Source organism: Actinomadura sp. NPDC023710 (assembly GCF_040639875.1).
Classification (GTDB): Bacteria; Actinomycetota; Actinomycetes; order Streptosporangiales; family Streptosporangiaceae; genus Spirillospora; species Spirillospora citrea.
Window position 1 is genome coordinate 25,323 of sequence record NZ_JBFAGB010000028.1, and the last position, 25,991, is coordinate 51,313.

The following is a 25,991-nucleotide window of genomic DNA, read 5'->3' on the forward strand; positions in this document are numbered from 1 at the left end:
CCGCGCGTCCGGGGAAACGCGGGACCCGCCGGAGAGTCCGGTGTCCGGCGGCGCCGCCCCTCTACGCTGGGGGTATGAGGGTCACCGTCACGGGCTCGTCGGGCCTCATCGGCTCGGCGCTGGTGCAGTCGCTTCGGGGGGACGGCCACGACGTCGTCCGGCTGGTGCGCAGGGAGCCGTCCCGCCCCGACGAGGCGCGCTGGTCGCCCGCCGACGGCTGCGTCGACAAGGAGTCGCTGGAGCGCGCCGACGCCGTCGTGCACCTGGCGGGCGCCGGGGTCGGCGACCGGCCGTGGACGAAGGCGTACAAGCAGAAGATCCGCGACAGCCGCCTGGTCGGCACCCGTACGCTCGCCGAGGCGATCGCGGCGGCCTCGCCCCGGCCCCGCGTGCTGGTCTGCGGGTCGGCGATCGGCTACTACGGCGACACCGGCGACCGGGAGGTCGACGAGGACTCTCCCGCCGGTGAGGGCTTCCTCGCCGGCCTCGTCCGCGACTGGGAGGCCGCGGCCGCGCCCGCGCGCGAGGCCGGGGTCCGGGTCGTGCACCCGCGGACGGGCGTCGTGCTGGCCCGCGAGGGGGGCGTCCTCGGGCGCACCCTCCCGCTGTTCAGGTTCGGCGTCGGCGGCGATCTCGGCGACGGCCGGCAGTGGACGAGCTGGATCTCCCTCCCCGACGAGGTCGCGGCCCTGCGGTTCCTCATCGACACCGAGATCGCCGGACCGGTCAACCTGACCGCCCCGAACCCGGTGACCAACGACGCCTACACCAAGGCGGTCGGCCGCGCCCTGCACCGTCCGGCGCGGCTGTCGGTCCCGAAGTTCGCGCTGCGCGCCGCGCTCGGCGGCTTCGCCGACGAGGGGCCGCTGGTCAGCCAGCGGGTCCTGCCGCGCCGGCTGCTGGACGCCGGGTTCCGGTTCGCGCACGAGGACGTCGGGTCGGCGGTCGCCGCCGTCCTCTGAGCCCCAAGAATCGTCAAAGTCCCGGCCGATCCCCTTCGGTAGTCATACGGTGACATTCAGACGGGACGGCCTACGAGGGGGATGCATGAGCACCGACGGACAGCCGCACATCCTCGCGATCGGCGGGGGCACGTTCGTACCGGACGGCCGGGAGGGGCTCGCCGCGAGCCCGCTGCTGCGCTACGCGTTCGACCTGACCGGCCAGGACCGCCCCCGGGTGTGCTTCCTGACGACCGCCGTCGGCGACGGCGCCGACTACATCGCGCGCTCCTACGCGGCGTTCTCCTCGATGGACGCCGAGGTCAGCCATCTCGCGCTGTTCCCGATGCCGAACGTCGCGGACGTCCGGGCGCACCTTCTCGGCCAGGACCTGCTCTACGTGTCGGGTGGCAGCGTCGCGAACCTGCTGGCGCTGTGGCGGCTGCACGGCCTCGACGAGATCATGCGTGAGGCGTGGCAGGAGGGCGTCGTGCTGTCCGGGCAGAGCGCGGGCGCGCTGTGCTGGCACTCCGGCGGCAACACCGACTCGTTCGGGCCGCAGCTGCGGCCGCTGACCGACGGCCTCGGCTTCCTGCCGTACTCGTGCGGCGTCCACTACGACAGCGACCCGCAGCGGCGCCCGCTGCTCCAGCAGCTCGTCGGCGAGGGGACCCTGCCGGGCGGGTACGCGGCCGACGAGGCGGTGGGCCTGCACTACGTCGGCACCGAGTTCGTGCAGGCCGTCTCCTACCGGCGGGACGCCGGCGCCTACAGGATCGAGCCGGACGGGCCGGGGACGGCCAAGGAGTACCGGCTGGAGCCCCGGCTGCTCGCCGCCTTCTGAGGAGCGGTCTGGGCGATCACGACATAAGCTGGCCCGTGTGAGCGATGTGGACGTACGCGAGCTGGTGGTGGTGCACGCGGGGTTCGGCGAGGCGGCCGTCCCCTACGAGGACGGGTGGGAGCTGCAGAAGCGCACCCACGCGCTGCGGGCGGACGACGCGATCCCCGACACCGTCCTCCTGCTGGAGCACCGGCCCGTCTACACGGCGGGCAAGCGGACGGAGGCGCTCGACCGCCCGTTCGGCGACCCCGGCGCCCCGGTCGTGGACGTCGACCGCGGCGGGAAGATCACCTGGCACGGCCCCGGGCAGCTCACCGGCTACCCGATCGTCCGGCTGCCCGACCCGCCGGACGTCGTCGGCTACGTCCGGCTGCTGGAGCGGATGATGATGGACGTCTGCGCCGAGCTCGGGCTGGAGACGGCGACCGTGGAGGGCCGCAGCGGGCTGTGGGTCCGCGGGACCCCGGACCGCAAGATCGGCTCGATCGGGATCCGGGTGGCGCGCGGCGTCGCGATGCACGGCTTCATGCTCAACTGCGACAACGACATGGGCTGGTTCGACAAGATCGTCGCCTGCGGGATCCGCGACGTCGGGTCGACCAACCTGAGCCGCGAGCTGGGCCGGGAGGTGACGGTCGCCGAGATCGTCCCGCTGGTCGAACGGCGTCTTGCGGCGGCGCTGGGCGCGGCGGAGACGTTCCACCGCACCACGGCGCAGCTCGGGATCGTCGGTCAGGCCATCACCTTGTAGACGGCCTGGCCGTCGGTGGCGGCGAGCCGGAAGAACTCGGCCAGTCCCGCGTAGGCGGGCTGGAAGACCCGCTCGCGCGCGGCGTCGTCCAGCCGCCCGGCGTCCTGGACGCCGGCCCGCACCATCGCGGCCGGGTCGTAGCGCCCGGCGATCCCGGCGAACGGCGTCGCGGCCAGGTGGTCGGCGGCGGGCTTGACCCGCTCGGGGGCGAGGTAGATGACGTCCATGCCGAGCTCGTCGGCGCCGTCCTCGGTGAGCAGCCTGCCGCCGCACACGACGTCGGCCTCGGGCTGGCGGCCCTCCCACGGGTCGCCGGTGACGAGGTAGTGCATCGCCTGCCACGCCCAGCCGAGCTCGAACATCGCGGCCGCGCCGCGCCGCCGCCAGTTCGCGTCGCCGAAGACGTGGCGCGCGATCCGGCCGGGGTCGGGCTCTCCCTCCAGCACGGGCGGCACCCTGAGGTACGACATTGCCAGACCCACGGTGGTCCTCCTGCTGAGCTGTTGCGTGACGACAGGGAGTCACCCTAGAGAGATCCCTTGATGAAGATGGCCGAAACACGCGAATCGGCTGCACCGGCGGAGTACCGTCATACGTTCGAGATCGGTCCGATACGGCTTCGATGCTGCTCCCGCCGGCGGGGCCGCCGGTGTGCCGGTACCGCTGATCGGGACGTACGCTGGGACGCGTGACGACGGTGACACCTGAGGGACGCAAGCTCCTGCGCGTCGAGGCGCGCAACAGCCAGACCCCGATCGAGCGCAAGCCCGAGTGGATCAAGACCCGGATGCGGATGGGCCCGCAGTACCGCGAGCTCACCGGCCTGGTGAAGTCCGAGGGCCTGCACACGGTGTGCCAGGAGGCCGGCTGTCCCAACATCTTCGAATGCTGGGAGGACCGCGAGGCCACGTTCCTCATCGGCGGCGACCAGTGCACCCGGCGTTGCGACTTCTGCCAGATCGACACCGGCAGGCCCGCCGCGCTGGACCGGGACGAGCCGCGCCGCGTCGCCGAGTCCGTCGCCACGATGGGGCTGAAGTACGCGACCATCACCGGCGTCGCCCGCGACGACCTGGAGGACGGCGGCGCCTGGCTGTACGCCGAGACCGTCAGGCAGATCCACGCGGCGGTCCCCGGCTGCGGCGTCGAACTGCTGATCCCCGACTTCAACGCCGTCCCGGAGCAGCTCGCCGAGGTGTTCTCGTCCCGGCCGGAGGTGCTCGCGCACAACGTGGAGACCGTGCCGCGGATCTTCAAGCGGATCCGGCCCGGGTTCCGCTACGAGCGCTCCCTGGAGGTCATCACCCGGGCGCGCGAGGACGGCCTGGTCACCAAGTCGAACCTGATCCTCGGCATGGGCGAGACCCGCGAGGAGGTCTCGCAGGCGCTGCGCGACCTGCACGAGGCGGGCTGCGAGCTCATCACGATCACCCAGTACCTGCGGCCGAGCCCCCGCCACCACCCGGTGGAGCGGTGGGTCAGGCCCGAGGAGTTCGTGGAGCTGTCGGCCGAGGCCGAGGAGATCGGCTTCGCGGGCGTGATGTCCGGGCCGCTGGTGCGCTCCAGCTACCGCGCCGGCCGCCTCTACAAGCAGGCCGTCTCCGCGCGCGGCTGACGACCGGCTGTCGGGACGGCGGCCCGACCGGACTATCCTTGGACGCATGTCGAAAAAGCCCACGGACGGGGCCCAGGAGAGTCCAGGGCGCCTCAAGCAGATCCGCATGGTCGCCCAGGTGCTCCGCCAGGCCGACCCGAAGGCCCTGCCGATCGTGTTCGCCTCCGCGATCGGGGCGCTGGTCGTCGTCATCCTCATCGGGCTGCTCATCGGCCAGCTGTGGTTCTTCATCCCGCTGGGCATCCTCGCCGCGTTCGCCGTCGGCATGATCGTCTTCGGGCAGCTGGCGCAGCGCGCGCAGTACAAGGTGATCGCCGGGCAGCCCGGCGCCGCCGCCGCGATCCTGAAGAACATGCGGGGCAACTGGTCGGTGACCGAGGCGGTCAGCGGCAACCGCAACCTCGACATGGTGCACCGCGCGGTGGGGCGCCCCGGCGTGGTGCTCGTCTCGGAGGGCCCGCGCAGCCGCGTCGGCCCGCTGCTCGGCGCGGAGAAGAAGCGCATCTCCCGCGCCGCCCAGCAGGTGCCGATCTATGACGTGCAGGTCGGCGACGACGAGGGCCAGGTCCCGGTCGACAAGCTTCAGCGCCACCTGATGAAGCTCCCCCGCAACCTCACCAAGGGGCAGGTCGCCGAGCTGAACGACCGGCTCCAGGCGCTCCCCCGGTCGATGCAGATGCCGAAGGGCCCGATGCCCAGAGGCGCCAAGATGCCGAAGGGCCCGAAGCCCAAACTGCGCTGACGTCCCATGGAAAAGCGCCCCCTCGGGGGCGCTTTCTCGTTTTCGGCCGGCTTTCCGCTCCGGCTAATGGGTGACGACGACCGTGTTGCCGGCCCGGTCGTGCATGCCCCGGTAGTCGCGATCCCAGATCAGCGCGGGAACGACCAGGAGCAGGAGCAGCGTCCTGGCGAGACCCCAGCCGAGGCCGACGGGCCGGCCGTCCAGCCGGACGACCCGGATGCCGCACAACCGCTTGCCGATCGTCGTGCCGAGGAACGCGGTGAGCACCCACGCCTGCAGGCCGAAGATGAGCAGCGTCCACGTGCTGCGCTCGGCGGGCTCCCACCCGAACGAGCGCGCGAGCAGGCTCGCCACCAGCATCGACAGGCCCCAGTCGACGAACAGGGCGAGGAGCCTGCGGCCGTAGGGCGCGACGGAGCCGCTGCCGCTCGCGGGCAGGCCGATCCGCTTCCCGGGCTCGCCGAGGTCCGCCCCGGCCGAGCGCGCCCCGCCGAGCCACGTCTGCGTCCACCGCGGCCCGGCCGCCTTACCACCGCTCATGTCCCTACGCTATCCCGTCCTTCCGGAGGTTCGGACGCGGCTCCGGAGGGGAGGCCCGATGTGACCCGTAACACAGCGGAAACACACGAGACATGGTCGGGAAACGGCGCGGACATAACGTCGTGGAAGCCGAGAACCGCCCTGAGGAGGCTGGATGTTCAGCAGCGCCGAAGAGGTCCTGAGTTACATCAGGAACGAAGGTGTGAGATTCGTCGACTGCCGGTTCGTGGACCTGCCTGGCAAGATGCAGCACTTCACGTTCCCCGTCGAGAGCTTCGGCGAGAGCGTCTTCACCGACGGGCTGATGTTCGACGGGTCGTCGGTCCGCGGTTTCCAGGAGATCCACGAGTCCGACATGCTCCTGCTGCCGGACCCGAGCACCGCCGTCGTGGACCCGTTCCGGCAGCACAAGACGCTGATCCTGAACTTCTTCGTGCACGACCCGCTGACGGGCGAGCCCTACAGCCGCGACCCGCGCAACATCGCGCGCAAGGCCCAGGAGTACCTGCGCGGCACCGGCATCGCCGACACCTGCTACTTCGGCCCCGAAGCCGAGTTCTACATCTTCGACGACGTCCGCTTCGAGACCAAGCAGAACGCCGGCTACTACTACCTCGACTCCGTCGAGGGCGCCTGGAACACCGGCCGCGAGGAGCCCGGCGGCAACCTCGGCGCCAAGCCCCCCTACAAGGGCGGCTACTTCCCCGTCCCGCCGATGGACCACTACACCGACCTGCGCTCGGAGATGGTGGCCCAGCTCATCGATTCGGGCATCCACGTCGAGATGCAGCACCACGAGGTCGGCACCGCCGGCCAGGCCGAGATCGACTTCCGCTTCGACACGCTGCTGAAGACGGCCGACAACCTGATGCTCTACAAGTACATCGTGAAGAACGTCGCGCGCGCCGCGGGCAAGACCGTCACGTTCATGCCGAAGCCCATCTTCGGTGACAACGGGTCGGGCATGCACTGCCACCAGTCCCTCTGGAAGGACGGCTCGCCCCTCTTCTACGACGAGGTCGGCTACGCGGGCCTGTCCGACAACGCCCGCTACTACATCGGCGGCCTGCTCAAGCACGCCGCCTCCCTGCTGGCCTTCAGCAACCCCACGGTGAACAGCTACCACCGTCTCGTCCCCGGCTACGAGGCCCCGGTCAACCTGGTCTACTCCCAGCGCAACCGCTCGGCCTGCATCCGCGTCCCCATCACCGGCTCGAACCCGAAGGCCAAGCGCATCGAGTTCCGCGTACCGGACCCGGCCTGCAACCCCTACCTGGCCTTCTCCGCCATGCTGATGGCCGGCCTGGACGGCATCAAGAACAAGATCGAGCCCGCGGAGCCGGTCGACAAGGACCTCTACGAGCTGCCGCCCGAGGAAGCCCGCGCCATCCCGCAGGTCCCCGGCAGCCTCCCCGAGGTCCTCGCCGCCCTGGAGACCGACCACGACTACCTGCTGGAAGGCGGCGTCTTCACTCCGGACCTCATCGAGACCTACGTCACGATGAAGAACGAGTTCGAGATCGACCCCATCCGCCTGCGTCCCCACCCCCACGAGTTCGAGCTCTACTACGACATCTAGGCCGCAGAGGCGCGCTGACGTGGCGATCCGTCAGCGCGCCTCGGCCCGGTTCCGGCTCATGGCCGGGCCGTCAACAGCCCCACGAGCCCGACCTCCACGCCGGTGATGCCCATGGCCCGGCGATCGGGTCAGCCCAGGCGCCCAGAACCGGTCGGGGTCGCTGCCGGTGGGCCGCGCCTCGTAGGTGATCCGCACAGCGCGTGTCCCCGCCGTCCGCCGCCACGAGGGCGCCCAGGAGTTCTCGGTCCAGGGCAGGGGCTGCTCGCGCCTGCACCACCTCAATCCCCCACGACTGACGACGACCGGCGCCGCCGAGAACGATCGTGCTGCGGCGCGATCCGCGGTGGCGGTCCGCCGGGCCGCCTGGTCAGCGGCCTGCGCGGTCTGGCGTCGGGAGGTATCGCAACCTGTCGGTTGTGATAGCTTGGATAGCAACCGATCAGTTGCTATAGGGGGTGCCGTGCCCGTCCCGGATCGCATCGAGCGGACGCTCGAACTCGCCCACCCGCCCGCGCAGGTGTGGGCGGCGCTGACCACCGCCGAAGGGCTCGGCGGCTGGTTCGGCTCCCATGCGGAGGTCGACGACCTGCGGCCCGGTGGGGAGGTCCGGGTGCGGTGGGACGACCAGGGCGAGTTCACCCTCTGGCTCCAGGTCGTCGAGCCGCCCCGCCGGTTCGCCTACACGTGGGCGATCGAAGGGCTGCCGGCGGGCGATCCGCGGCGCACCTACGTGGAGTTCACGTTGGAGCCGACCGGCACGGGCACCCGGGTGACGGTCGTGGAGAGCGGCTTCGCCCAGCTGCCGGACCAACTGGCCGGCGCCTACGAGAGCAACGTCGACGGGTGGCGGACGGAGCTGGCCGAGCTGGCCGGGTACCTCGATGCCGCACCCTGACCAGGCCGAACCCGTCGCCCAGGCGGTCTTCACCGCGCTGGCCGACCCGACCCGGCGCGCCATCCTCGCCGAGCTCGCCGCGCGCGGCCCGGCGACCGCGACCGACCTCGCCGCCCGGCTCCCCATCTCGCGCCAGGCGATCGCCAAGCACCTCGGCCTGCTGTCCGATGCCGGGCTGGTCCAAGCGGAGGCCGGGGAGCGGCGCCGGATCCGCTATCGGCTGCAGACCGGACCGGTGGCCGTGGCCCAGTCGTTCCTCGCCGCGCTGGCACGCGACTGGGACGGCCACCTGAGCGCACTCCGCGACCATCTCGAACGCAACAGGGAGAACGAAGAATGAGTCCGACATTCCGCGGCGGCCACAACATCGCCATGAAGCTGCCCAAGGCACAGTTCGAGCGCACCGTCGCCTTCTACCGCGACGTCCTGGGCATGGAGGTCACCGACGAGAGCAGCCCGGGCGTCGTGGACCAGTGCGCCTCGGTGCAACTCGGCCCGGTGACGCTGTGGTTCGACCGCGTCGACAACTACGCGCGGGCCGACCTGTGGCTGGAACTGTTCACCGACGACGTCGACGGCGCGGCCAGGCACCTGGCCGCGCACGGTGTCGCCGTCCAGGACGAGCTGGAGCCGTTCCCCGCCGGCATGGACGCCCACTGGATCAGCAACCCGGTCGGCATCCCGCACATCGTCCGCCTCGCCGACGAGGACCAAAGTCCCTCCTGACCGGTTCCGCGCCGCGGCCGTGCCCTACCGGTGGCGGGCCAGACGCGCAGGTCCCGGACCGGTCGGCGTGGACGAGCGCGGCGGTCGGCCGCGGGACGGCGAGGAGCAGCGGGCTCGGCGGCCACGGCTGCACGAGTTCACACCCCGCATGGAGTCGACACCGGTGACGCGCGCACCGCCGGTCCCGGCTCATGAGCGGGCCAGCAGTCCGACGATCGCAACTTCCGCGCCGGTGATGTCGCCGGCCTGGGCGAGCGGGTCGCCCCAGTGCGTCCAGAACCAGTCGCGGTCGTCGTCCTTCGGTCGGGGCTCACACGTGATCCGCACGGCGCGGGGCGTGCCGCCGCCCGCGGTCGTCACGGTGATCTCGGGGGCGCCGATGTCGACCTTGTAGCCGCGCACGCCCATGCGGCGGGCGAGCGCCCCGAGCTGCGGGTGGAGCTCCAGGCCGAGGAGTCGCGTGATCTTCAGGGCGACCTCGTCCACGGCGGCGAGGGAGCCGAGGCCGTTCCCGGAGTCCCAGACGAACCGGCCCCTGCCTGCGCCGACCGACCGCGCGATCCCCGTCCGCGTCCTTGTGACGAGGCTGACGCCGTGCTGGACGACCTTGGCGCCGCGTTCCTCAAGCGCCTTGCCCAGCGCGAGGAGGGCTCGCTCGCAGTCGGCCTCGTCCTGCCTGGACAGCAGCCCCCACAGCCCGTCGTACGAGCCCGAGACCAGGACGATCGCCTTCTCGCCGCCGCCCGCCCGGACGGCGCGATACGGCAGGGACGGCATGTCGCTCGGCCCGATGTCCCAGCCGGGAAACTCCGCTCGTAACGCGGCAAGGTGCCCCTCGCGATCTTCGGCGGCCGGTGATCCTGAGTGAGTCATGCGTCACACCATGGAGTCACTCCGGATTCCCAATGTTCCAAGTTGGAACCAGGCGCGGGTTGCGGCACCGAGCCCGGCAGATTAAGTGGTCATTCGTGCGTGAATGCGGCGCAAGGGCTCTGGCAGGGTGCGGCGCGCGTCGACCAGGTGGGACACCACTGACCGCGCGGTCGGGTGGAAGGTGATCATCTGTGGGGCGATCCGGTCTGCGAACGCGAGGCGCTTCTCGGCCCTGGCGAGGTCGCCGATCTCGGTCATGACCCGAGACATGTCGATCTCATGGTGCGCGCGCCGTTCCGGGGGCAGGCCCGCGAGCGTCTCGTCGCCGATGCGCTGGTCCCGGCGGGCCGCCTCGTCCATGTCGCCGAGCTCGACGGCGACCGCGGCCCCGTGGATCGCCACGTTCGCCGCCGTGAACTCCAGCCCGTGAACGGGCGCACCACACCCGCCGCGCCTGGCACGCTCGGCCGCCCGCCCGAAGTACTCCCACGCCTGCCCGCCGTCCCCGCCGCGAGCGGCACGGGCCGCGACTATCGCGGACCGTAGCTCGATCGCCCCTGCGACCTCGCCCGCATCCGACCGGTCCGGCCGGACACTCGCCGCGGCCCGGTCGAGCAGCGTCAAGGCGGGCCGGTACTGGTCTTGGGCCATCAGGACAAGAGCCTGCGCGAGAGTGATGAGCGAGGGAAGGTGCGGGTCCTGCGCGCGAGTCGCCGCAGTCGATGCGGGTGCCAGCAGCGCCAGCGCGTCGCCGCCGTACCCGAGGCGCCGGGCCAGACTCACGCCGTCCCGCAGAGCCCTGCTCAACAGTGCCCAGACTTGGGGGTCATCGCTGTCGTGCGCCCAGTAGGCGAGTTCCTCGACGACGGCGGGGAGCCGCGCCCCGATCTTGGTCAGCTTTGCTCGGACCATGAGACGCCGCATGGTCGCGACCTCAGCGGCGAGCACCTCCACGGCGCGCGGTGAGCCCTCGACTTCGGGACCGACATCCACGTAGGCGAGTGTGCGGCGAAGTTCAGGGATGACCGAATGGACAGCGTCATCGTGTCCGGATACCCGATAGGGCTGCCCGTAGAGCTCGGAGGGGTCGACGCCCAAAGCGGCGGCGGCCGCAGACACGAACGCCGGTGTCGCCACCTTTTTCCCGGTCTCCACCTGGGCGATGTGGCCGCGGCTGTAAACCGACCGCTGCGCCAGCCCGATCTGTGTCAGGCCACGTCTTTTACGTGCCCTGGCCAGGCGCGTTCCCACGGTTTCGAGGGTTTCGTCGGACATCGGGCCCTGCCCTTCTCCCGGAAGCCTCGCACCTCCTAAGGCTAGGCGCGGTGCCCTCGCATGTCATGGACACCCGCAAGGCCGCGTTTTCTCCGGTGCGGCTGATCGCCCACTGTGGAGGGATCGAAAGAAAACGAGAGGCGGCCCAGGGGGCCGCCTCTCGTGGCTCAGGCGATCAGCCAATCAGCTGATCAGCCGGTCAGGTCCAGGACAGCGGCGGCGGCGACTCCGGCAGGTCGGCCGGGTCCACCTCGCCGCTCGCGACGGCCTGGTCGAGCTCCGCGATCTTCTCGCGCTGGTACTCCTGCTCGCCTGCCGCGTACGACCGGCGCGGGTCCGGAGTGGACCCCCCTGCCGGCTGCGCGGGAGTGGTGTTAGCCATGCGAAATTCTCCTTTGTGGACGTGAAACCAGAACTGCACTGACGGCCCGGCTGAGCCGGGTCGCAGAAGACCGTCCGGCGAAGCCGACGGCCCGCCACCGACTCCCGGTCTCGGAGCACTGCCGGAGGTGTCGGTGGGGCGGCCTACGGTGGGGGGTCGTGAGAGATCGGCTCCTGTCGGACGGCCGCCGGGCCGAGGCGGTCGGCGCACCGGTGCGCGGCTGGCATCATGTGGGCCGAGCGCGCGGGTTAGGGGTCGGGATGGCGTATGAGGCCAAGGACGTCCTGAGGGGCGGGTACTCGCTGCTGGAGGCCGCGCGGGACCTGGTCGCCGACCATCGGCGGGCGCTGGCCGACGTGCACGCGGCGGTGGCTCCGCTGCGGGCCGAGGCGGCGCGGGAGCAGCTGAAGTCGATCCCCCTGGCCCGGCTGAAGGACGTCACCGACGGGCGGCTCCGGCTCGGGCCGCTGGAGGAGGCCGGGTTCACCAGCGTCGTGGACGTGCTGGACTCGACCCCGTACAAGCTCCAGCTGCTTCCCGGGATCGGGCCCCAGACGGCGCAGCAGCTCCACGCGGCGGCCGGGAGCCTGGCGGAGGCGGCGGAGGGCTCGACGACGGTGCGGATCGACGTCGACCGGCGGGACGAGGCGATGACGCCCGCCGTCGTCGCGCTGCACCGGCTGGTGAACGCGGGACCGGAGCTGCCGCGTGCGCGCGCGGTCGCCGACGAGGTGGACGAGCGCATCGGGCCGCTGGTGCAGGACGCGCGGCCGGCCGGGTCGTGGTGGCGCAGGCTCCTCACGCCGCCGGCGCGGCGCGAGCGGGCACGGGAGGCGGTCGGCGAGCTGGCGGAGGCCCTCGCCGCCGAGGAGGCGCGCGGCACCCGGCTGCTGGTCTCCCAGGCGTCGGTGGACCTGCTGCGCCCGCACGTGTCGGCGGACGAGGCGTGGATCGACTTCGAGCTGCGGGCGGCCGACTACCAGACCCTCCTGGCCGAGCTCGCGGCGGCGGACCCGGAGCGCGAGGCCGCCGAGGGGTTCCTGCCGGGCGACCTCGCGGCGCGGGTCAAGGCCCAGCCGCTCGACGACGGGTTCCGGCGGGTGTCGCTGCGCGGGTACCAGGCGTTCGGGGCCCGGTTCGCGCTCGTCCAGAAGCGGGTGATCCTGGGCGACGAGATGGGGCTCGGGAAGACGGTCCAGGCGATCGCGGCGATGGCGCATCTGCGGGCGCGGGGCGCGACGCACTTCCTGGTGGCCTGCCCGGCGAGCGTGCTGATCAACTGGGTCCGGGAGATCGAGACCCGCAGCGCGATCGCCGCGCACCCGCTGCACGGGTCCGGGCGCGCGGCGGCGCTGCGCAAGTGGGCCGGCGACGGCGGCATCGCCGTGACGACGCTCGCCACGCTGCACTCCCTGAACGTCCCGGAGGACGTGGAGATCGGCATGTTCGTGGTGGACGAGGCCCACTACGCCAAGAACCACGAGACGCGCCGCGCCCGCGCCGTCGCGCAGTGGTGCCGCAGGACCGAGAACGTGCTGTTCCTGACCGGGACGCCGATGGAGAACCGGGTCGAGGAGTTCCGGAGCCTCGTGGCCCACCTGCGGCCCGATGTGGCCGAACGGGTCCGCCCGCACGACGCGGCGATGGGGGCGCGGGCGTTCCGGTCGGCCGTCGCGCCGGTGTACCTGCGGCGCAACCAGCGGGACGTGCTCGTCGAGCTGCCCGAGGTCGTGCACGTGGACGAGCTGGAGGAGTTCAGCCGGGCGGACGCGGCCGCCTACCGCAGGGCCGTGGCGGCGGGGAACTTCATGGCGATGCGCCGGGCGGCCTACGCCGTTCCGAAGAGGTCGGCCAAGCTCGACCGGCTCAAGGAGCTGGTGGTCGAGGCCGCCGAGAACGACCTGAAGGTCGTGGTGTTCTCCTACTTCCGGGACGTGCTGGCCGCCGTCGGGGAGGCCCTCGGGCCGCGGGCCCGCGGGCCGATCTCGGGCGAGACGCCGCCGGCGCGGCGGCAGGAGATCGTGGACGCGTTCACCGCCGAGCCGGGGCACGCCGTGCTGCTCGCGCAGATCCAGGCCGGCGGGGTCGGGCTGAACCTGCAGGCGGCGTCGGTGGTGATCCTCTGCGAGCCGCAGGTGAAGCCGACCATGGAGACGCAGGCGATCGCGCGGGCGCACCGGATGGGGCAGGTGCGGACCGTCCAGGCGCACCGGCTGCTGACGCCCCGCAGCGTGGACGAGCGGATGCTGGAGATCCTGCACGTCAAGACCATGCTCTTCGACGAGTACGCGCGGCGCAGCGACCTGGCGGAGCAGACTCCCGACGCGGTCGACATCTCCGAGCGCGACCTCGCCCGGCAGATCGTGGCGCAGGAGCAGGAGAGGCTCGGGACGTAGGGAAGATTGCGGGAGGCGTCGGCGTTCACGCGGGCGGAGACCAGCCGATCGAAGGGGATGTCATGGCGGAGGTCAGGGTGGAGCGCACCGAGGACGGCTTCCGGGCCGTCAACGGCCGGGGCGCGGCGGTCGCGATCGGGGACGGGGACACCGAGGGCGCCTTCACGCCGGTCGAGCTGCTGCTGGCGGCGCTCGGCGGCTGCGAGCTGGTCACCGTCGAGCCGCTGACCGCCAAGCGGGGGCACCGGATGGCGCGGCTCGCCGCGACCGTCCAGGCCGACAAGGTCGCGACGAGCGCGCTCGGCACGATCACGGTCACCTACGACGTCGAGCTGCCCGAGGGGGACGCCGAGGCCGAGGACGTCCTGAAGGCCGTCGCCGGGCGCGTCCACGAGAAGTACTGCACCGTCGGCAGCGCCCTGCGGGAGCCGATGAAGGTCGAGCAGATCGTGTGACGGGGGCGCGGGCGCGGCGGCACCCAGCGTCGGCCGGGTCGCCGGAGACCGCTCCCTAGCCGCAGGTCGCCCCCCGGGCGGGCACCGTGCCGCGCAGGAGGTAGGCGTGCACGGCCTCGCGGACGCAGGAGTCGCCGGTGTCGTAGGAGCCGTGCCCCTCCCCCTTGAGCGTGAGGAGGGTGGCCCGCCCGCCGAGAGCGTCCGTCAGCGCGGACGCCCACGCGTACGGGGTGGCGGGGTCGCCGGTGTTGCCGACGACGAGGATCGGCGCGGCGGACGGCGCGGACACCTCGCGCGCGGCGGCGTCGCCCTTCACCGGCCAGCCCGTGCACTGCAGCAGGCCCCACGCCAGCGACGTCCCGAAGATCGGCGAGGCCTCGCGGAACCGCGGCAGCAGCCGCCGCACGTCGGTCGCGCCGGGCCGGTCGGCGCCGTCGGCGCAGGTGATGGCGGTGTTGGCGGCGGAGAGGTTGCTGTAGGTGCCGTCCTGGCGCCGACCGTTCTGGACGTCGGCGAGCATCAGCAGCAGCGACCCGTCGCGGCGCTTCACCGCGTCGACCAGGCCCTGCGCGAGGTACGGCCAGGCGTCCCGGGAGTAGAGCGCGGCGGCGACGCCGGCGGTGCCGAGGCTCTGGGTGAGCCTGCGACCGGACGAGGTGCGGAGCGGGCTCTGGTCGAGCCCGGCCAGGAAGCGCCCGATGGACGCCACGACGGACGGGCCGTCGGTCCCGAGAGGGCATCCCTTCTTCCCGAGCCGCGCGCAGGCGGCGCCGAACCCGCCGAGGGCGCGCTGGAACGCGGCCGCCTGCTGGAGGGCCAGGTCCACGCGGCCGAGCCTGGTGTCGACGGCCCCGTCCAGGACGGCCCGCCCCACCCTGGCGGGGAACTGGTGCGCGTAGCTGGCGCCGAGCCAGGTGCCGTAGGAGATGCCGAAGTAGTGCAGCCGCTCGTCGCCGACGGCGGCGCGGACCGTGTCGAGGTCGCGGGCGGCGTCGGCGGTGCCGACGTGCGGCAGCAGCCGCCCCGACCGGGCCTCGCACTGGCGGACGTAGTCGGCGCGGCCGGCCGTGTACGCCTGCTCCTCGGCGGCGGTGTCGGGGCTGTCGTCCATGGCGGCGATCGCGTCCATGCGGCGGTCGCCCACGCAGGCCACCGGGTTGCTCCGGCCGACGCCGCGGGGGTCGAGGCCGATCAGGTCGTAACGGGCGCGCAGGCCGGCGTACTGGCCCGCGGCCTGCGCGAGCGTGTCGACGCCCTCCCCGCCGGGGCCGCCGAAGTTGAACACCAGCGAGCCGATGCGCCGGCGCGGGTCGGTCGCCGGCACCTTGACCAGGGCGAGTTCGATCTTCTCGCCGGAGGGCCGGGCGTGGTCGAGCGGCACCGGGAGCGCCGCGCAGCGCAGCCCGCGGGGCGGTTTGCTCCCGGGCGGCGGGGCCGGCAGGCCGGTGCAGCGCCCCCATGACAACCGGGGAGCCGCCACGGGCGAGGTGTCGGTCGCCGCGCGCGGGGTATCGCCCGCCGCGGGTGCGGTGCCCGTCGCCGCACGGGGCGACGTGCGCGCGTGGCCCGTCCCCCCGGAGAGGGAGACGAGCGTTAAGGCGGCCAGGGTCGCGGCACCCGCGGGCACCGCGCCTGATATCCCCCGATACCTGGCCATTCGTCCCTCCGATCGCATCGCCTGAAGCGACCGGGACCTACCCATGGCCCTCGATGCCGACTCCTGATCGGCTCAACGGGCTCCGCGCGAGGGGCGGGCGGCGCCGGGATCCCCCGGTGTCCCTGAGGTCCTCCCCCGAAAGTCCGGATACCGCGTCAGGGTCGTACTACTCAGGTCTGAGATGAAGACCATTCGTCGCGGTGATCTCATTCAGGGCCCCGGCGGCAAAGATAGGTAGCATGGCTCAATCCGCCCCCCCAGCGGCCCGCAGAAGCGAGGCCGGCGCCACCGGAATGCGGCGTCGGGTCATCACCGCGCCGCCCGTCTGGCGCGAGCTCCTGCTGGTCGTCCTGTTCTACACCGGCTATACGCTGACGCGGATCGTCCTGGTTCAGGACGGCACCGGGCCGGCGTTCGCGCACGCCGACGAGATCCTGCGCGCCGAGCGCTTTCTGGGGCTGGACGTCGAGCTGCACCTCAACCAGACGCTGCTGACCGTGCCGTGGCTGGCGCGGACCGCGAACGTCTTCTACGCCACGATGCACTTCATCGTGACGCTCGCCACCGTGGTCTGGCTGTACCGCTACCGGCCGCAGCACTACCGGTGGCTCCGCACCTCCATCATGATCGCCACCGGTGTGGCGCTGATCGGCTTCTGGCTGTACCCGCTGGCGCCGCCGAGGTTCCTGCACAGCGAGGGCTTCGTCGACCCGGTGACCGCGCTGCACTCGCTCGGCCTGTACGCCAGCGACGCGTCCGGGAGCCTGACCAACCAGTACGCGGCCATGCCGTCCATGCACGCCGGATGGTCCCTGTGGTGCGGGCTGGTGCTGGTCAGGCTGGCGTCGCAGAGGTGGGCCAAGCTCCTCGGCGTGCTCTACCCCGCGACCACCGTGATCGTGATCCTGTCCACCGCCAACCACTACGTGCTGGACGCGGTGGCGGGCATGGCGGTCATCGGCGGCGCGCTGTGGGCCTCGTGGATCCTCTACACGCGCTGCCCCGCACCGCTCCTCATCGCCAGGGCCCGCGTCATGCACCGGTTCCACCAGCGGACCGGACGGCGCACGGGCGGCTCCGGGGCTCACTCGGCTCCGTAGAAGACGCGGTCCACGACGAGGCGGGCACGGCGGGCGTGCCGGCGGTAGTCCTCCAGAAGGTCGCCCGTCCCGGGGTAGCCGAGGACGCGGGCGACGGAGCTGCGCTCGCGGTGGTGGTCGGTCGGCAGCAGGTCGGACGCGCGGCCCCGCACCAGCATGAGCGAGCCCCGGACCCTGGTGGCCATGCACCACGCCTCGGCCAGGGTCTCGGCGTCCTCGGCGTCCAGGAGGCGGGCCTCGACCGCGGCGTCCAGCGCGTCCAGCGTGCGGGTGGTGCGCAGCGCCGGGACCTCGTGGGCGTAGCGCAGCTGGAGCAGCTGCGCGACCCACTCCACGTCCGCGAGCCCGCCCGGCCCGAGCTTGGTGTGCAGGCGCCGCTCGACGCCGCGCGGGAGCCGCTCGGACTCCATCCGCGCCTTCAGCCGCCGGATCTGCCGGACGGCGTCCTCGTCGATGCCGTCCTCCGGCCAGCGGACGGGGTCGATCAGCGCGCGGAACCGCTCGCACAGCCCCGGGTCGCCGATCATCGGGTCGGCGCGCAGCAGCGCCTGCGCCTCCCAGGGCTCCGACCAGCGCGCGTAGTAGGCGGCGTAGGACGCGATCGTGCGCACGAGCGGCCCCTGCCGCCCCTCCGGGCGCAGGTTCGGGTCGATCACCAGCGGCGGGTCGGGGGCGGGCAGGGCGAGGAGGCGGCGCAGCTCCTCGGCGACGGCGTACGCGGCCCGCCCGGCGGCGCCCTCGTCCGCGCCGGGCAGCGGGTCGTGGACGAACATCACGTCGGCGTCGCTGCCGTAGCCGAGCTCGTGCCCGCCGAACCGGCCCATCGCGACGACCGCCATCCGGGTCGGCAGCGGCCCGCGCGACTCCATCTCGATCTTGTTGACGGCGAGCTGGAGCGCGGCCTCGACGGTGACGGTGGAGATGCCGGTGAGGGCCTCCCCCACCTCCCGGACGTCCACGAGGCCGAGCAGGTCGGCGACGGCCACGCGGAACAGCTCGCGGCGCCGCAGCGCCCGCACCACCCCGGCCGCCTCCTCGGCGGGGCGGGCGCCCGCCCGCCCCTCCTCCCCGGGCTTCCCGCCGGTCCCCTCCTTGTGGCGGCGGACGGCGGCGAGCGCCTCCGCGCGCAGCGCCTCGTACGGGCGCGGCGCCAGGCCCGTGTCGCTGCCCAGCAGGGCGACCGCCTCGGGGGCGCGCAGCAGCAGGTCGGTGGCGTAGCGGCTGGAGCCGAGCACCCAGGCCATCCGCTCGGCGACGGTGACCTCGTCGCGCAGCAGCCGCAGGTACCAGGGCGTGGTGCCGAGGGCGTCGCTGACCTGCCGGAACCCGAGCAGGCCCGCGTCGGGGTCGGGCGCGTCGGCGAACCAGCCGAGCATGACCGGCAGCAGCGTCCGCTGGATCGCGGCCCGCCGCGACACGCCCGCGGTCAGCGCCTCGATGTGCCGCAGCGCGCCCGCCGGATCAGCGTACCCGAGCGCCTCCAGCCGGACCCGGGCCGCCTCGGGGGTGAGCCGGGCCTCCTCCCCGGGCAGCCGCGCGACGGCCCGCAGCAGCGGCCGGTAGAACAGCTTCTCGTGGATGCGGCGGACCTCCCGGGCGTGCCGCCGCCACAGCGCGGTGAACTCCCCCACCGGGTCGGTGCGCAGGCCGAGCGCGCGGCCGAGGCGGCGCAGGCCGGCCTCGTCGTCCGGGACGAGGTGGGTGCGGCGCAGCCGGTGCAGCTGGACGAGGTGCTCCACGCGCCGCAGGAACCGGTACGCCGACGCCAGCGCCGCCGCGTCGTCGCGCGCGACGTATCCGCCCCGGGACAGGTCGGCCAGGGCGTCCAGCGTGGTCGGGCTGCGGAGCGTCTCGTCGGCGCGGCCGTGCACGAGCTGGAGCAGCTGCACCGCGAACTCCACGTCGCGCAGCCCGCCCGGCCCGAGCTTGAGCTGCCGCTCGGAGTCGGCGGTGCGCTGGTTCAGGTCCGCCTCGACGCGGCGCCGCATGTCCTGGACGTCCTCGACGAAGCTCTCCCCCTCGGCCGCCTTCCACACGATCGGGGTGATCGTTTCGAGGTAGCGGGCGCCGAGGTCGGCGTCGCCCGCGACGGGACGGGCCTTCAGCAGCGCCTGGAACTCCCACGTCTTGGCCCACCGCTCGTAGTAGGCGCGGTGGCTGGCGAGCGTCCGCACGAGCGGCCCGGACCTGCCCTCGGGGCGCAGCGCCGCGTCCACCTCCCAGAGCGCGCCCTCCTCGGTCGTGGCCGAGCAGGCCCGCATCATCGCCGACGCCAGCCGGGTCGCGGTGCGCAGCGCGGCGTCCTCGTCCCGTCCCTCCCGCGCTTCCGCCACGAAGATCACATCGACGTCGCTGACGTAGTTGAGCTCGCGGCCCCCGCACTTGCCCATGCCGATCACGGCGAGCCGGCACGCCTCGTGCCCGGGGACCTCGGCGCGGGCGATCGCGAGGCCGGCCTCCAGCGCGGCGGCGGCGAGGTCGGCCAGTTCGGCGGCGACCTCGGCGACGTCCGCCGCGCCGATCAGGTCGCGTCCCGCCAGCGCCAGGAGGCGGCGGCGGTAGGCGACGCGGAGCGCGACGAGCGCGTCCTCGCCGCGCGCCACCGGCTCCGGCGCCGCCGGGTCGGCGCCCACGGCGGACAGCAGGTCGGCGCGGGGACTCCCGAGCGGGCCCGCGACGCCGTCGCGCAGCACCCGCCAGTGGTCCGGGTGCCGCGCCAGGTGGTCGCCGAGCGCCGCGCTCACCCCGAGGACCGCGGTCAGCCGCTCCCGCGTCCCCGGTTCGGCGGCCAGCGCCGCGCGCAGCCCGCCGCCGGCGGCGGGGAGCAGGCGCAGCAGACCGTCCAGGGCGAGGTCGGGGTCGGCGGTGCCGCCGAGGGCGTCGAGCAGGCCGTCGCCCGGTCCGGCGCCGTCCCGCTCGGCCTCCGCGAGCAGCCGCTCCGCCCGCGCCGCGTGGGTGAACCCGAGCCGCGCCAGGCGTCCGGCGAGCGAGGGACGGCGGTCGGAAGTCCAGGACTCGGTCACAGGACCAACCGTAATCCGGCGCGGGCCCTCAGAGGACGGCCAGCAGCCGCTTCCGTTCGAATTCGGTCACCTGCCGTCGGTAGTCCTCCCACTCCTGGCGCTTGTTGCGCAGGAAGAAGTCGAAGACGTGCTCGCCGAGGACGTCGGCCATCAGCTCGCTGCGCTCCATCGCGCGGATGGCCTCGTCCAGGTTCTGCGGCAGCGGCTCGATGCCGAGGGCGCGCCGCTCGGCCACCGTGAGGGCCCAGACGTCGTCCTCGGCGCCCGGCGGCAGCTCGTAGCCCTCCTCGATCCCCTTGAGCCCGGCGCCGAGGATCGCGGCGAACGCCAGATAGGGATTGGCGGCCGTGTCCAGCGACCGGAACTCGATGCGGGTCGAGTGGCCCTTGTGCGGCTTGTACATGGGGACGCGGACCAGCGCGGACCGGTTGTTGTGCCCCCAGCAGATGTAGGACGGGGCCTCTCCCCCCAGGCCCGCCGCGGAGCCGACGTTGCCCCACAGCCGCTTGTAGGAGTTGACCCACTGGTTGCACACGGCGGTGATCTCGGCGGAGTGCCGCAGCAGCCCGGCGATGAACGCCCGCCCCGCCTTGGACAGCTTGAACTCCGCGCCCGGCTCGTAGAAGGCGTTGCGGTCGCCCTCGAACAGCGACATGTGCGTGTGCATGCCCGAGCCCGGGTGCTCGGTGTACGGCTTCGGCATGAAGGAGGCGTGCACGCCCTGCTCCAGCGCGACCTCCTTCATGACCAGCCGGAACGTCATGATGTTGTCCGCGGTGGTGAGCGCGTCGGCGTACCGCAGGTCGATCTCCTGCTGGCCGGGGGCGCCCTCGTGGTGGCTGTACTCCACCGAGATCCCCATCGCCTCCAGCATCGTGATGGCGTTGCGCCGGAAGTCGTGCGCGGCGCTGTGCGGGGTGTGGTCGAAGTAGCCGCCCGCGTCCGCCGGCTCGGGCTCGCGGCCGTCCTCCGGCTTGTCGTTGAGGAGGAAGAACTCGATCTCGGGGTGGGTGTAGAAAGTGAACCCGAGGTCAGCGGCCCGCGCCAGGGAGCGTTTGAGGACGTAGCGGGGGTCGGCGAAGCTCGGCGTCCCGTCCGGCATGAGGATGTCGCAGAACATGCGGCCGACGCCCGGGGACTCCGACCGCCAGGGCAGCACCTGGAAGGTGGACGGGTCCGGTTTGGCGATCATGTCGGCCTCGTAGACCCGGGCGAAGCCCTCGATCGCCGAGCCGTCGAAGCCGATGCCCTCGCCGAAGGCGCCCTCCAGTTCGGCGGGGGCGACGGCCACCGACTTCAGGAACCCGAGCACGTCGGTGAACCACAGCCGGATGAAGCGGATGTCGCGCTCCTCCAGCGTGCGGAGCACGAACTCCTGCTGACGGTCCAATGCCCTCTCCCTCGGTACTGCCCTGTCGGCGAGACTGCGTTGTCGACGACGCGGGTCCGGCATGCCGGCCGTGTGGAGCCGGTCCGGCTGTATCTGCAGTATGCCCGGACGCTGTTACCGCGACGTTACGCGTCCGGGGCCGGTGATCGGAACATATCCGACCGCGGACCGTCCTCGATCCGCGCCGCCGCCGGGTCGAGGACGCGCGAAAGGAAGGTCCTGGTCCGCTCGTGCGCGGGCTCGCCGATCACCTGGGCGGGCGGGCCCTCCTCCACGACCACGCCGCCGTCCATGAACACCACCCGGTCGGCCACCTCCCGGGCGAAGCTCATCTCGTGGGTGACGACGAGCATCGTCATCCCGGCCTCGGCGAGGCCGCGCATGACGCCGAGGACGTCCCCGACCAGCTCGGGGTCCAGCGCGGACGTCGGCTCGTCGAACAGCATCACCTCCGGGCCCATCGCGAGCGCGCGGGCGATGGCCACGCGCTGCTGCTGGCCGCCCGACAGCTGCGCCGGGTAGGCGTCGACCTTGTCGGCCAGCCCGACCCGCTCCAGGTTCTCCCGGGCGATCCGCTCGGCCTCCGCCCTCCCCCGCTTCAGCACCTTCCGCTGGGCGATCATGACGTTGCCGAGCGCGGTCAGGTGCGGGAAGAGGTTGAACGCCTGGAAGACCATGCCGATCCGGCGGCGGACGGCGTCGATGTCGACCTCGGGACCGGTGACGTCCGCGCCGGCGACGCGGACCGTCCCGGCGGAGGGCTCCTCCAGCAGGTTGACGCAGCGCAGCAGCGTCGACTTGCCCGACCCGGACGGGCCGATCACGCAGACGACCTCACCCGCCCCGACGTGGAAGTCGATCCCGCGCAGCACCTCGTTCGCCCCGAACGACTTGTACAGGCCGCTGATCTCGATGGCCGCCGGGCCCGCCGCCGGGCCCCCGGTGTCCTTGACGAGGCTCGTCATCGCCGCCCCCTGCGCTGCCGCGCCTCCAGCCGCCGGGCCAGCAGGCTCAGCGGGATCGTGATGAGCAGATAGCAGATCCCCGCCACGATGATCGGGGTGGTGTTGCCCTGCTCGCCCGCGAGGTCGCGGCCGAACTTCGTGAGCTCCCGCTGTTCGAGCGTGATGCCGAGGAACAGCACCAGCGAGGAGTCCTTGCAGAGCAGCACCAGCTCGTTGGTCAGCGGCGGGATGATGATCCGGAACGCCTGCGGGATGACGATCGAGCGCATCGCGCGGGTGTGCGACATGCCGAGCGACCGCGCCGCCTCCAGCTGCCCCTTCGGGACGGCCTCGATCCCGGCCCGGATCGTCTCGGCCATGTAGGCGGTGGCGGCGAGGCCGAGGGCCAGGCCCGCCTGCCCGGCGGCGCCGCCGGGGATGTTGGTGCCCGGGAAGGCCAGCGGCACGCCGACGCCCACGAAAATGAAGATCAGCAGGAGCGGCAGGCCGCGGAAGATCTCGATGTAGCCGGTGGCGAACCACCGGTACGGGGGCACCGACGACAGCCGCATCAGCGCGACGACCAGCCCGCCGCCGAGGCCGATCCCGAACCCGACCGCGGTGTAGACGGCGGTGTTGCGCAGCCCGACCGTGATGATGTCGGGGAACAGGCTCTTGGCGACGTCCCAGTTGGCGAAGTTGAGCCGCAGGGTGCCCCAGTCGGCGAGCCCCAGCACCAGCACCACGACGACGGCGAAGATCCCGTACTGGCCGCCGAGGGAGAGCTGCCGGCGGCGCCGGCGGGTCAGCCCGCCCGGCGCCGCCACCCCGGCCGGTTCCGCGGTCACGAGCCGCCGCCGGCGCTGGGCGGCATTGGACCGATCCACTTCTCGTAGATCCGCTTGTAGGAGCCGTCCGACTTCGCCTGCGCGATCACCTGGTCGGTCATCTTCACCAGTTCGGGGTTGTGCCCCTTGCGCATCCAGAACCCGTACTGCTCACCGGTGTTCAGGTTCGCGGCGATCTCGAAGCCGGCGTTCGCCGGGTCCTTCAGCCAGCCCTTCACGACCGGGTCGTCCTGCACGATCACGTCCACCTGGCCGGTGCGCAGGCCGTCCAGCTCGGCGTTGGAGTTGTCGAACGAGCGCGGGTCGAAGCCCTTGCCCTTGACGAAGTCCTCGCCGGTCGTGCTCGCCTGCGAGCCGAGCTTGAGCTTCTTGGCCTTGACGTCGTCGAGCGTGGTGATCCCGCTGCCCTTCTTGGCCATCAGCGACTGCGTGGCGTCGAAGTAGGGGGTGGAGACGTCCATGAACTTCACCCGGTCGGGCTTGATCGTCATGCCGCCCATCTGGATGTCGCACTTGCCGGCGTTCAGCGCCGAGCCCGTCTTCATCGTCTCGAACGGGGTGTCGACGATCTTCTGGGTGACGCCGAGCCGCTTGGCGACGAGGTCGATGAGCTCGACGTCGAAGCCCACGACCTTGCCCGACTTCTTGTCCTCCGACTGGAAGGGCGGGTAGGGCAGGTGCGTGCACGAGGTGAGCGCGCCCTTCTCGATGAGCTTCACGCCCTGCACCGTCGCGCCCTTGTCCCCGCCGCACGCCGACGCTGTCAGCGCCAGGGCCGCGAGCCCCGCGCCGAAGGCCCGGAGTGTCGTCCGTCTCGACACGTTTCCTCCTGATCGTGCTGGCTTCCGATCACCGCACTATCGCACGTCCCTCCCGCCGTGGGCAGGGGCGGGCGGCTGACTCGCCCATGACCGTCCCCGGATATCCGTTTCCCGGAAATTGACGTGGCGATCATGGTCGCCCGGCACGGTGATCGTTAGCGTGGATCACGTCGTGGACATCTCACTCCTTCTCTCGATGACCGACCGGGTGACCGCGCTGGCCACACCGTCGGCCATGCACCCGGAGTCGTGGCAGCTGTGCGCGCAGGTGGAGGCCTGGGCACGCGGCCGCGGGCTGGTGCTCGGAGATCCGGACACCTCCCCGCTCGGCCGGGCGCGCTGCGAACGGCTGGCCGCCCGCGTCCTGCCGTCCGCCGACCTGGCCGCCGTGGACCTGTTCGCCCGCTGGCTGACCTGGACGCTCGCGCTGGACGACACGCTGGACCACCCGCCGCTCGCCGACAGCGGCAGCGCCGTGCACGCCCTGTACGACGACCTGCTGCGCGCGATGCGGCGCGGCCACGCCCGGCCCGGCGCCCGGCCGCTGGAGGCGGCGCTGGTGGAGCTGTGGCAGGCCACGTCCAAGGACATGAGCCGCGACTGGCGCCGCCGGTTCATGCTGCACCTGGAGGCGCACCGCGACGGCTGCGCCGAGGAGGCCGTCAACCGGCGGATCAGCCACGTCCCGACCGAGCAGGAGTACCCGGCGCTGCGCCGCCGCGCGTGCGGGCCCTTCCTGTTCGACCTGGTCGAGGCCGTCCTCGGAGTCGAACTGCCGGCGCGGCTGCTGCGCACGCCACGCTGGAAGACCCTCGCCGACGGCGTCGCCGACGTGGTGGCCTGGGCCAACGATCTCGCCTCGCACGACCTGGAGGCCGCGCGCGGCGACGTGCACGATCTGCCCGCCGTCCTCGCCAGGGCGCACGGGCTGGACGAGGCGCGGGCGGCCCACAGGGTCGCCGACCGGATCGCCGACCGGCTGGAGGAGGCGTGGGCGGCGGCGCGCCGGCTGCCGGAGATGCTCGACCGGCTGGACCTGACGGTCGCGCAGCGCGCCGCCGCCGCGCAGGTCGTCAAGGTCCTGCTGGACACGCCCCGCGCGCACATGGACTGGCTCGCCGAGTCCGGCCGCTACGGACCGGGCGCCTCCCCCGGGCCGTCGCGCCTGGACGCGCTCGCGTCGCTGCGCTGAGCGCCGGCAAGGGCGTCCCCGGCCGGCGTGCGGACGTACAGCACGCGGCGGCCCATGCGGTGCCCGGTGACGAGGCCGCAGGCGCGCAGGACGCCCAGATGCTGGCTGACGGCCCCCGCGGTCACGCCCGCCCGCCTGGCCAGGTCGGTGGTGGACGCCGGCGTGGCGAGCGCCGTGAGCAGCTCGGCGCGGCGGCGTCCCATCAGCGCGGCCAGGGCCCCGGCGCGAGGCTCGTCCGGCGGCCCGGTCTCCCATAGCGTCGCCACGCCGCGCGGCGGGTAGCTGAGCATCGGCTGGTAGGGCGGCACCATCACCGACACGTTCGGCCACACGTACGCGCTCGGGACGAGCAGGATCCCGCGCCCGGCGAGCTCGCCGCGGAAGTCCCAGTGGCGGTCGACGGTAAGCGTCCCGGCGCGCCAGGAGACCGCCTCGTGCAGGTCGCCGAACACGCCCTCGGCGCCCTCGGCGGCGAGGGCGCCGCTGCGGCGCAGGACCTCCCCCTCCAGGAGGTCGCGGATGCGCGGCCAGAACGGCTCCACGGCCACCTCCCAGTACCGTTCGAGCAGGTCGGCCAGCCTTTCCAGGGTGCCTTCGGGGTCGGTGGCCATGGCGCGGCGGGCGGATCGGGGCCGGGCTCCGGGCGCGGTCCAGCTGAGCTCGGCGGCGACGACCTCGGGCGGGGTGGCGCGGACGGTCGCGAGCTCCGCGCCGAGGTCGGGCAGCGGCGTGCGCGGCGGCGGGGTGAGGAAGTCCGGGATGTACCCGGCGGGCAGGACGACGTCCAGCAGCGGCTCGAAGCCGAGACCGCGCAGGCGGGGCCGGACCGTGCGGACCCACGGCAGGTGGAGCGCGTGGCCGGACGGGTCGGCGAGCACCCGCAGGCTGCGCACCATCTCCCACAGCGGCGAGAACGCGAACCGGACCCGCGCCACGTCGTCCGGCGCCAGCACGAACTCGATCATTTAGCCCAGGCTAAATGAATGTCTCGGAGCGCGCGGC

At 72.8% G+C, this 25,991-nt stretch carries 25 protein-coding genes; 13 read left to right on the plus strand and 12 right to left on the minus strand.

Going from position 1 to position 25,991, the window contains the following annotated elements:
• Positions 1-74 precede the first annotated feature (74 nt).
• The 3 genes from AB0H37_RS28935 (at position 75) to lipB (ending at position 2,536) form a co-directional block, all read left to right on the plus strand.
• Positions 75-962, plus strand: coding sequence for a TIGR01777 family oxidoreductase (locus AB0H37_RS28935; protein ID WP_179833713.1), 888 nt, complete (start codon positions 75-77; stop codon positions 960-962).
• A gap of 85 nt (positions 963-1,047) precedes the next feature.
• Complete coding sequence (locus AB0H37_RS28940) at positions 1,048-1,785, plus strand: peptidase E (RefSeq protein ID WP_179833712.1); 738 nt, start codon at positions 1,048-1,050, stop codon at positions 1,783-1,785.
• A gap of 37 nt (positions 1,786-1,822) precedes the next feature.
• Positions 1,823-2,536 (plus strand): lipoyl(octanoyl) transferase LipB, encoded by a 714-nt coding sequence (lipB, locus tag AB0H37_RS28945; RefSeq protein ID WP_229809893.1) that lies wholly within the window; start codon positions 1,823-1,825, stop codon positions 2,534-2,536.
• Here lipB and AB0H37_RS28950 read toward each other — a convergent pair.
• Positions 2,518-3,018 (minus strand): DUF1877 family protein, encoded by a 501-nt coding sequence (locus AB0H37_RS28950; RefSeq protein WP_329093406.1) that lies wholly within the window; start codon positions 3,016-3,018, stop codon positions 2,518-2,520. The genes lipB and AB0H37_RS28950 overlap by 19 nt on opposite strands.
• A gap of 206 nt (positions 3,019-3,224) precedes the next feature.
• On the opposite strand from AB0H37_RS28950, the gene lipA reads away from it, so the two are divergent.
• Both lipA and AB0H37_RS28960 read left to right on the plus strand, forming a co-directional pair.
• A complete protein-coding gene (gene lipA, locus AB0H37_RS28955) occupies positions 3,225-4,151 on the plus strand; it encodes a lipoyl synthase (RefSeq protein ID WP_179833710.1) in 927 nt (308 codons plus the stop codon).
• 46 nt (positions 4,152-4,197) lie between these two features.
• Positions 4,198-4,893, plus strand: coding sequence for a DUF4191 domain-containing protein (locus AB0H37_RS28960; RefSeq protein ID WP_179833709.1), 696 nt, complete (start codon positions 4,198-4,200; stop codon positions 4,891-4,893).
• A 63-nt stretch (positions 4,894-4,956) separates the two neighbouring features.
• Here AB0H37_RS28960 and AB0H37_RS28965 read toward each other — a convergent pair whose 3' ends face one another.
• Positions 4,957-5,433 carry an RDD family protein gene (locus tag AB0H37_RS28965; protein WP_360616388.1) on the minus strand — a complete coding sequence of 159 codons (477 nt, stop codon included), beginning with the start codon at positions 5,431-5,433 and terminating at the stop codon, positions 4,957-4,959.
• Between the two features lie 154 nt (positions 5,434-5,587).
• On the opposite strand from AB0H37_RS28965, the gene glnA reads away from it, so the two are divergent.
• The 4 genes from glnA to AB0H37_RS28985 all read left to right on the plus strand — a co-directional run bounded on the left by glnA (position 5,588) and on the right by AB0H37_RS28985 (position 8,633).
• Positions 5,588-7,012 carry a type I glutamate--ammonia ligase gene (glnA, locus tag AB0H37_RS28970; protein WP_179833707.1) on the plus strand — a complete coding sequence of 475 codons (1,425 nt, stop codon included), beginning with the start codon at positions 5,588-5,590 and terminating at the stop codon, positions 7,010-7,012.
• Positions 7,013-7,472: 460 nt separating this feature from the next.
• Positions 7,473-7,907, plus strand: coding sequence for an SRPBCC domain-containing protein (locus AB0H37_RS28975; RefSeq protein ID WP_360616389.1), 435 nt, complete (start codon positions 7,473-7,475; stop codon positions 7,905-7,907).
• The gene (locus AB0H37_RS28980; RefSeq protein WP_329093413.1) at positions 7,894-8,247 is read left to right on the plus strand and encodes a metalloregulator ArsR/SmtB family transcription factor; all 354 of its coding nucleotides are present in this window, start codon (positions 7,894-7,896) and stop codon (positions 8,245-8,247) included. Before AB0H37_RS28975 ends, AB0H37_RS28980 begins: the two co-directional genes overlap by 14 nt.
• The gene (locus AB0H37_RS28985) at positions 8,244-8,633 is read left to right on the plus strand and encodes a VOC family protein (protein WP_179833704.1); all 390 of its coding nucleotides are present in this window, start codon (positions 8,244-8,246) and stop codon (positions 8,631-8,633) included. Before AB0H37_RS28980 ends, AB0H37_RS28985 begins: the two co-directional genes overlap by 4 nt.
• 189 nt (positions 8,634-8,822) lie before the next feature.
• On the opposite strand, the gene AB0H37_RS28990 is transcribed toward AB0H37_RS28985, so the two are convergent.
• From AB0H37_RS28990 to AB0H37_RS29000, 3 genes are all read right to left on the minus strand, one after another.
• Entirely contained in the window at positions 8,823-9,506 is a 684-nt protein-coding gene (locus AB0H37_RS28990) for a hypothetical protein (RefSeq protein WP_360616390.1), read from the minus strand.
• Positions 9,507-9,587: 81 nt separating this feature from the next.
• Complete coding sequence (locus tag AB0H37_RS28995) at positions 9,588-10,781, minus strand: helix-turn-helix transcriptional regulator (RefSeq protein ID WP_360616391.1); 1,194 nt, start codon at positions 10,779-10,781, stop codon at positions 9,588-9,590.
• Between the two features lie 199 nt (positions 10,782-10,980).
• Entirely contained in the window at positions 10,981-11,163 is a 183-nt protein-coding gene (locus tag AB0H37_RS29000) for a hypothetical protein (protein ID WP_360616392.1), read from the minus strand.
• A gap of 158 nt (positions 11,164-11,321) precedes the next feature.
• Between AB0H37_RS29000 and AB0H37_RS29005 the strand changes: the two genes are divergently transcribed.
• Together AB0H37_RS29005 and AB0H37_RS29010 are read left to right on the plus strand one after the other, a co-directional pair.
• The gene (locus AB0H37_RS29005; protein ID WP_360616393.1) at positions 11,322-13,559 is read left to right on the plus strand and encodes a DEAD/DEAH box helicase; all 2,238 of its coding nucleotides are present in this window, start codon (positions 11,322-11,324) and stop codon (positions 13,557-13,559) included.
• 62 nt (positions 13,560-13,621) lie between these two features.
• Entirely contained in the window at positions 13,622-14,014 is a 393-nt protein-coding gene (locus AB0H37_RS29010; RefSeq protein WP_179833699.1) for an OsmC family protein, read from the plus strand.
• Between the two features lie 55 nt (positions 14,015-14,069).
• Here AB0H37_RS29010 and AB0H37_RS29015 read toward each other — a convergent pair whose 3' ends face one another.
• Positions 14,070-15,641, minus strand: coding sequence for an alpha/beta hydrolase (locus AB0H37_RS29015; RefSeq protein ID WP_360616394.1), 1,572 nt, complete (start codon positions 15,639-15,641; stop codon positions 14,070-14,072).
• A 269-nt stretch (positions 15,642-15,910) separates the two neighbouring features.
• Between AB0H37_RS29015 and AB0H37_RS29020 the strand changes: the two genes are divergently transcribed.
• Entirely contained in the window at positions 15,911-16,771 is an 861-nt protein-coding gene (locus tag AB0H37_RS29020) for a phosphatase PAP2 family protein (RefSeq protein WP_329093427.1), read from the plus strand.
• Here the strand turns inward: AB0H37_RS29020 and AB0H37_RS29025 are convergent.
• The 5 genes from AB0H37_RS29025 to AB0H37_RS29045 all read right to left on the minus strand — a co-directional run bounded on the left by AB0H37_RS29025 (position 16,756) and on the right by AB0H37_RS29045 (position 23,797).
• Entirely contained in the window at positions 16,756-19,794 is a 3,039-nt protein-coding gene (locus tag AB0H37_RS29025) for a bifunctional [glutamine synthetase] adenylyltransferase/[glutamine synthetase]-adenylyl-L-tyrosine phosphorylase (protein ID WP_179833697.1), read from the minus strand. The genes AB0H37_RS29020 and AB0H37_RS29025 overlap by 16 nt on opposite strands.
• Positions 19,795-19,822: 28 nt before the next feature.
• Positions 19,823-21,184 (minus strand): glutamine synthetase family protein, encoded by a 1,362-nt coding sequence (locus AB0H37_RS29030; RefSeq protein WP_179833696.1) that lies wholly within the window; start codon positions 21,182-21,184, stop codon positions 19,823-19,825.
• A 125-nt stretch (positions 21,185-21,309) separates the two neighbouring features.
• The gene (locus tag AB0H37_RS29035; RefSeq protein WP_329093430.1) at positions 21,310-22,149 is read right to left on the minus strand and encodes an amino acid ABC transporter ATP-binding protein; all 840 of its coding nucleotides are present in this window, start codon (positions 22,147-22,149) and stop codon (positions 21,310-21,312) included.
• Positions 22,146-23,015 carry an amino acid ABC transporter permease gene (locus AB0H37_RS29040; protein ID WP_179833694.1) on the minus strand — a complete coding sequence of 290 codons (870 nt, stop codon included), beginning with the start codon at positions 23,013-23,015 and terminating at the stop codon, positions 22,146-22,148. Before AB0H37_RS29040 ends, AB0H37_RS29035 begins: the two co-directional genes overlap by 4 nt.
• Positions 22,973-23,797 (minus strand): ABC transporter substrate-binding protein, encoded by an 825-nt coding sequence (locus tag AB0H37_RS29045; protein ID WP_179833693.1) that lies wholly within the window; start codon positions 23,795-23,797, stop codon positions 22,973-22,975. The genes AB0H37_RS29040 and AB0H37_RS29045 overlap by 43 nt, the downstream gene beginning before the upstream one ends.
• A gap of 172 nt (positions 23,798-23,969) precedes the next feature.
• Between AB0H37_RS29045 and AB0H37_RS29050 the strand changes: the two genes are divergently transcribed.
• Positions 23,970-24,989, plus strand: a complete 1,020-nt coding sequence (locus AB0H37_RS29050) for a terpene synthase family protein (protein ID WP_329093433.1) — start codon at positions 23,970-23,972, stop codon at positions 24,987-24,989.
• Here the strand turns inward: AB0H37_RS29050 and AB0H37_RS29055 are convergent.
• Positions 24,929-25,954, minus strand: coding sequence for a DUF5937 family protein (locus tag AB0H37_RS29055; RefSeq protein WP_329093435.1), 1,026 nt, complete (start codon positions 25,952-25,954; stop codon positions 24,929-24,931). The genes AB0H37_RS29050 and AB0H37_RS29055 overlap by 61 nt on opposite strands.
• Between the last annotated feature and the right edge of the window lie 37 nt (positions 25,955-25,991).

Coding starts and splice junctions, on each gene's coding strand:
- AB0H37_RS29055 (WP_329093435.1), bottom strand. CDS start 25,954: ATGATCGAGTTCGTGCTGGCGCCGGACGACGTGGCGCGGGTCCGGTTC.
- AB0H37_RS28965 (WP_360616388.1), bottom strand. CDS start 5,433: ATGAGCGGTGGTAAGGCGGCCGGGCCGCGGTGGACGCAGACGTGGCTC.
- AB0H37_RS29010 (WP_179833699.1), top strand. CDS start 13,622: ATGGCGGAGGTCAGGGTGGAGCGCACCGAGGACGGCTTCCGGGCCGTC.
- AB0H37_RS28940 (WP_179833712.1), top strand. CDS start 1,048: ATGAGCACCGACGGACAGCCGCACATCCTCGCGATCGGCGGGGGCACG.
- AB0H37_RS28990 (WP_360616390.1), bottom strand. CDS start 9,506: ATGACTCACTCAGGATCACCGGCCGCCGAAGATCGCGAGGGGCACCTT.
- AB0H37_RS28995 (WP_360616391.1), bottom strand. CDS start 10,781: ATGTCCGACGAAACCCTCGAAACCGTGGGAACGCGCCTGGCCAGGGCA.
- AB0H37_RS28985 (WP_179833704.1), top strand. CDS start 8,244: ATGAGTCCGACATTCCGCGGCGGCCACAACATCGCCATGAAGCTGCCC.
- AB0H37_RS28935 (WP_179833713.1), top strand. CDS start 75: ATGAGGGTCACCGTCACGGGCTCGTCGGGCCTCATCGGCTCGGCGCTG.
- AB0H37_RS28980 (WP_329093413.1), top strand. CDS start 7,894: ATGCCGCACCCTGACCAGGCCGAACCCGTCGCCCAGGCGGTCTTCACC.
- AB0H37_RS29035 (WP_329093430.1), bottom strand. CDS start 22,149: ATGACGAGCCTCGTCAAGGACACCGGGGGCCCGGCGGCGGGCCCGGCG.
- glnA (WP_179833707.1), top strand. CDS start 5,588: ATGTTCAGCAGCGCCGAAGAGGTCCTGAGTTACATCAGGAACGAAGGT.
- AB0H37_RS28960 (WP_179833709.1), top strand. CDS start 4,198: ATGTCGAAAAAGCCCACGGACGGGGCCCAGGAGAGTCCAGGGCGCCTC.
- AB0H37_RS29000 (WP_360616392.1), bottom strand. CDS start 11,163: ATGGCTAACACCACTCCCGCGCAGCCGGCAGGGGGGTCCACTCCGGAC.
- AB0H37_RS29020 (WP_329093427.1), top strand. CDS start 15,911: ATGGCTCAATCCGCCCCCCCAGCGGCCCGCAGAAGCGAGGCCGGCGCC.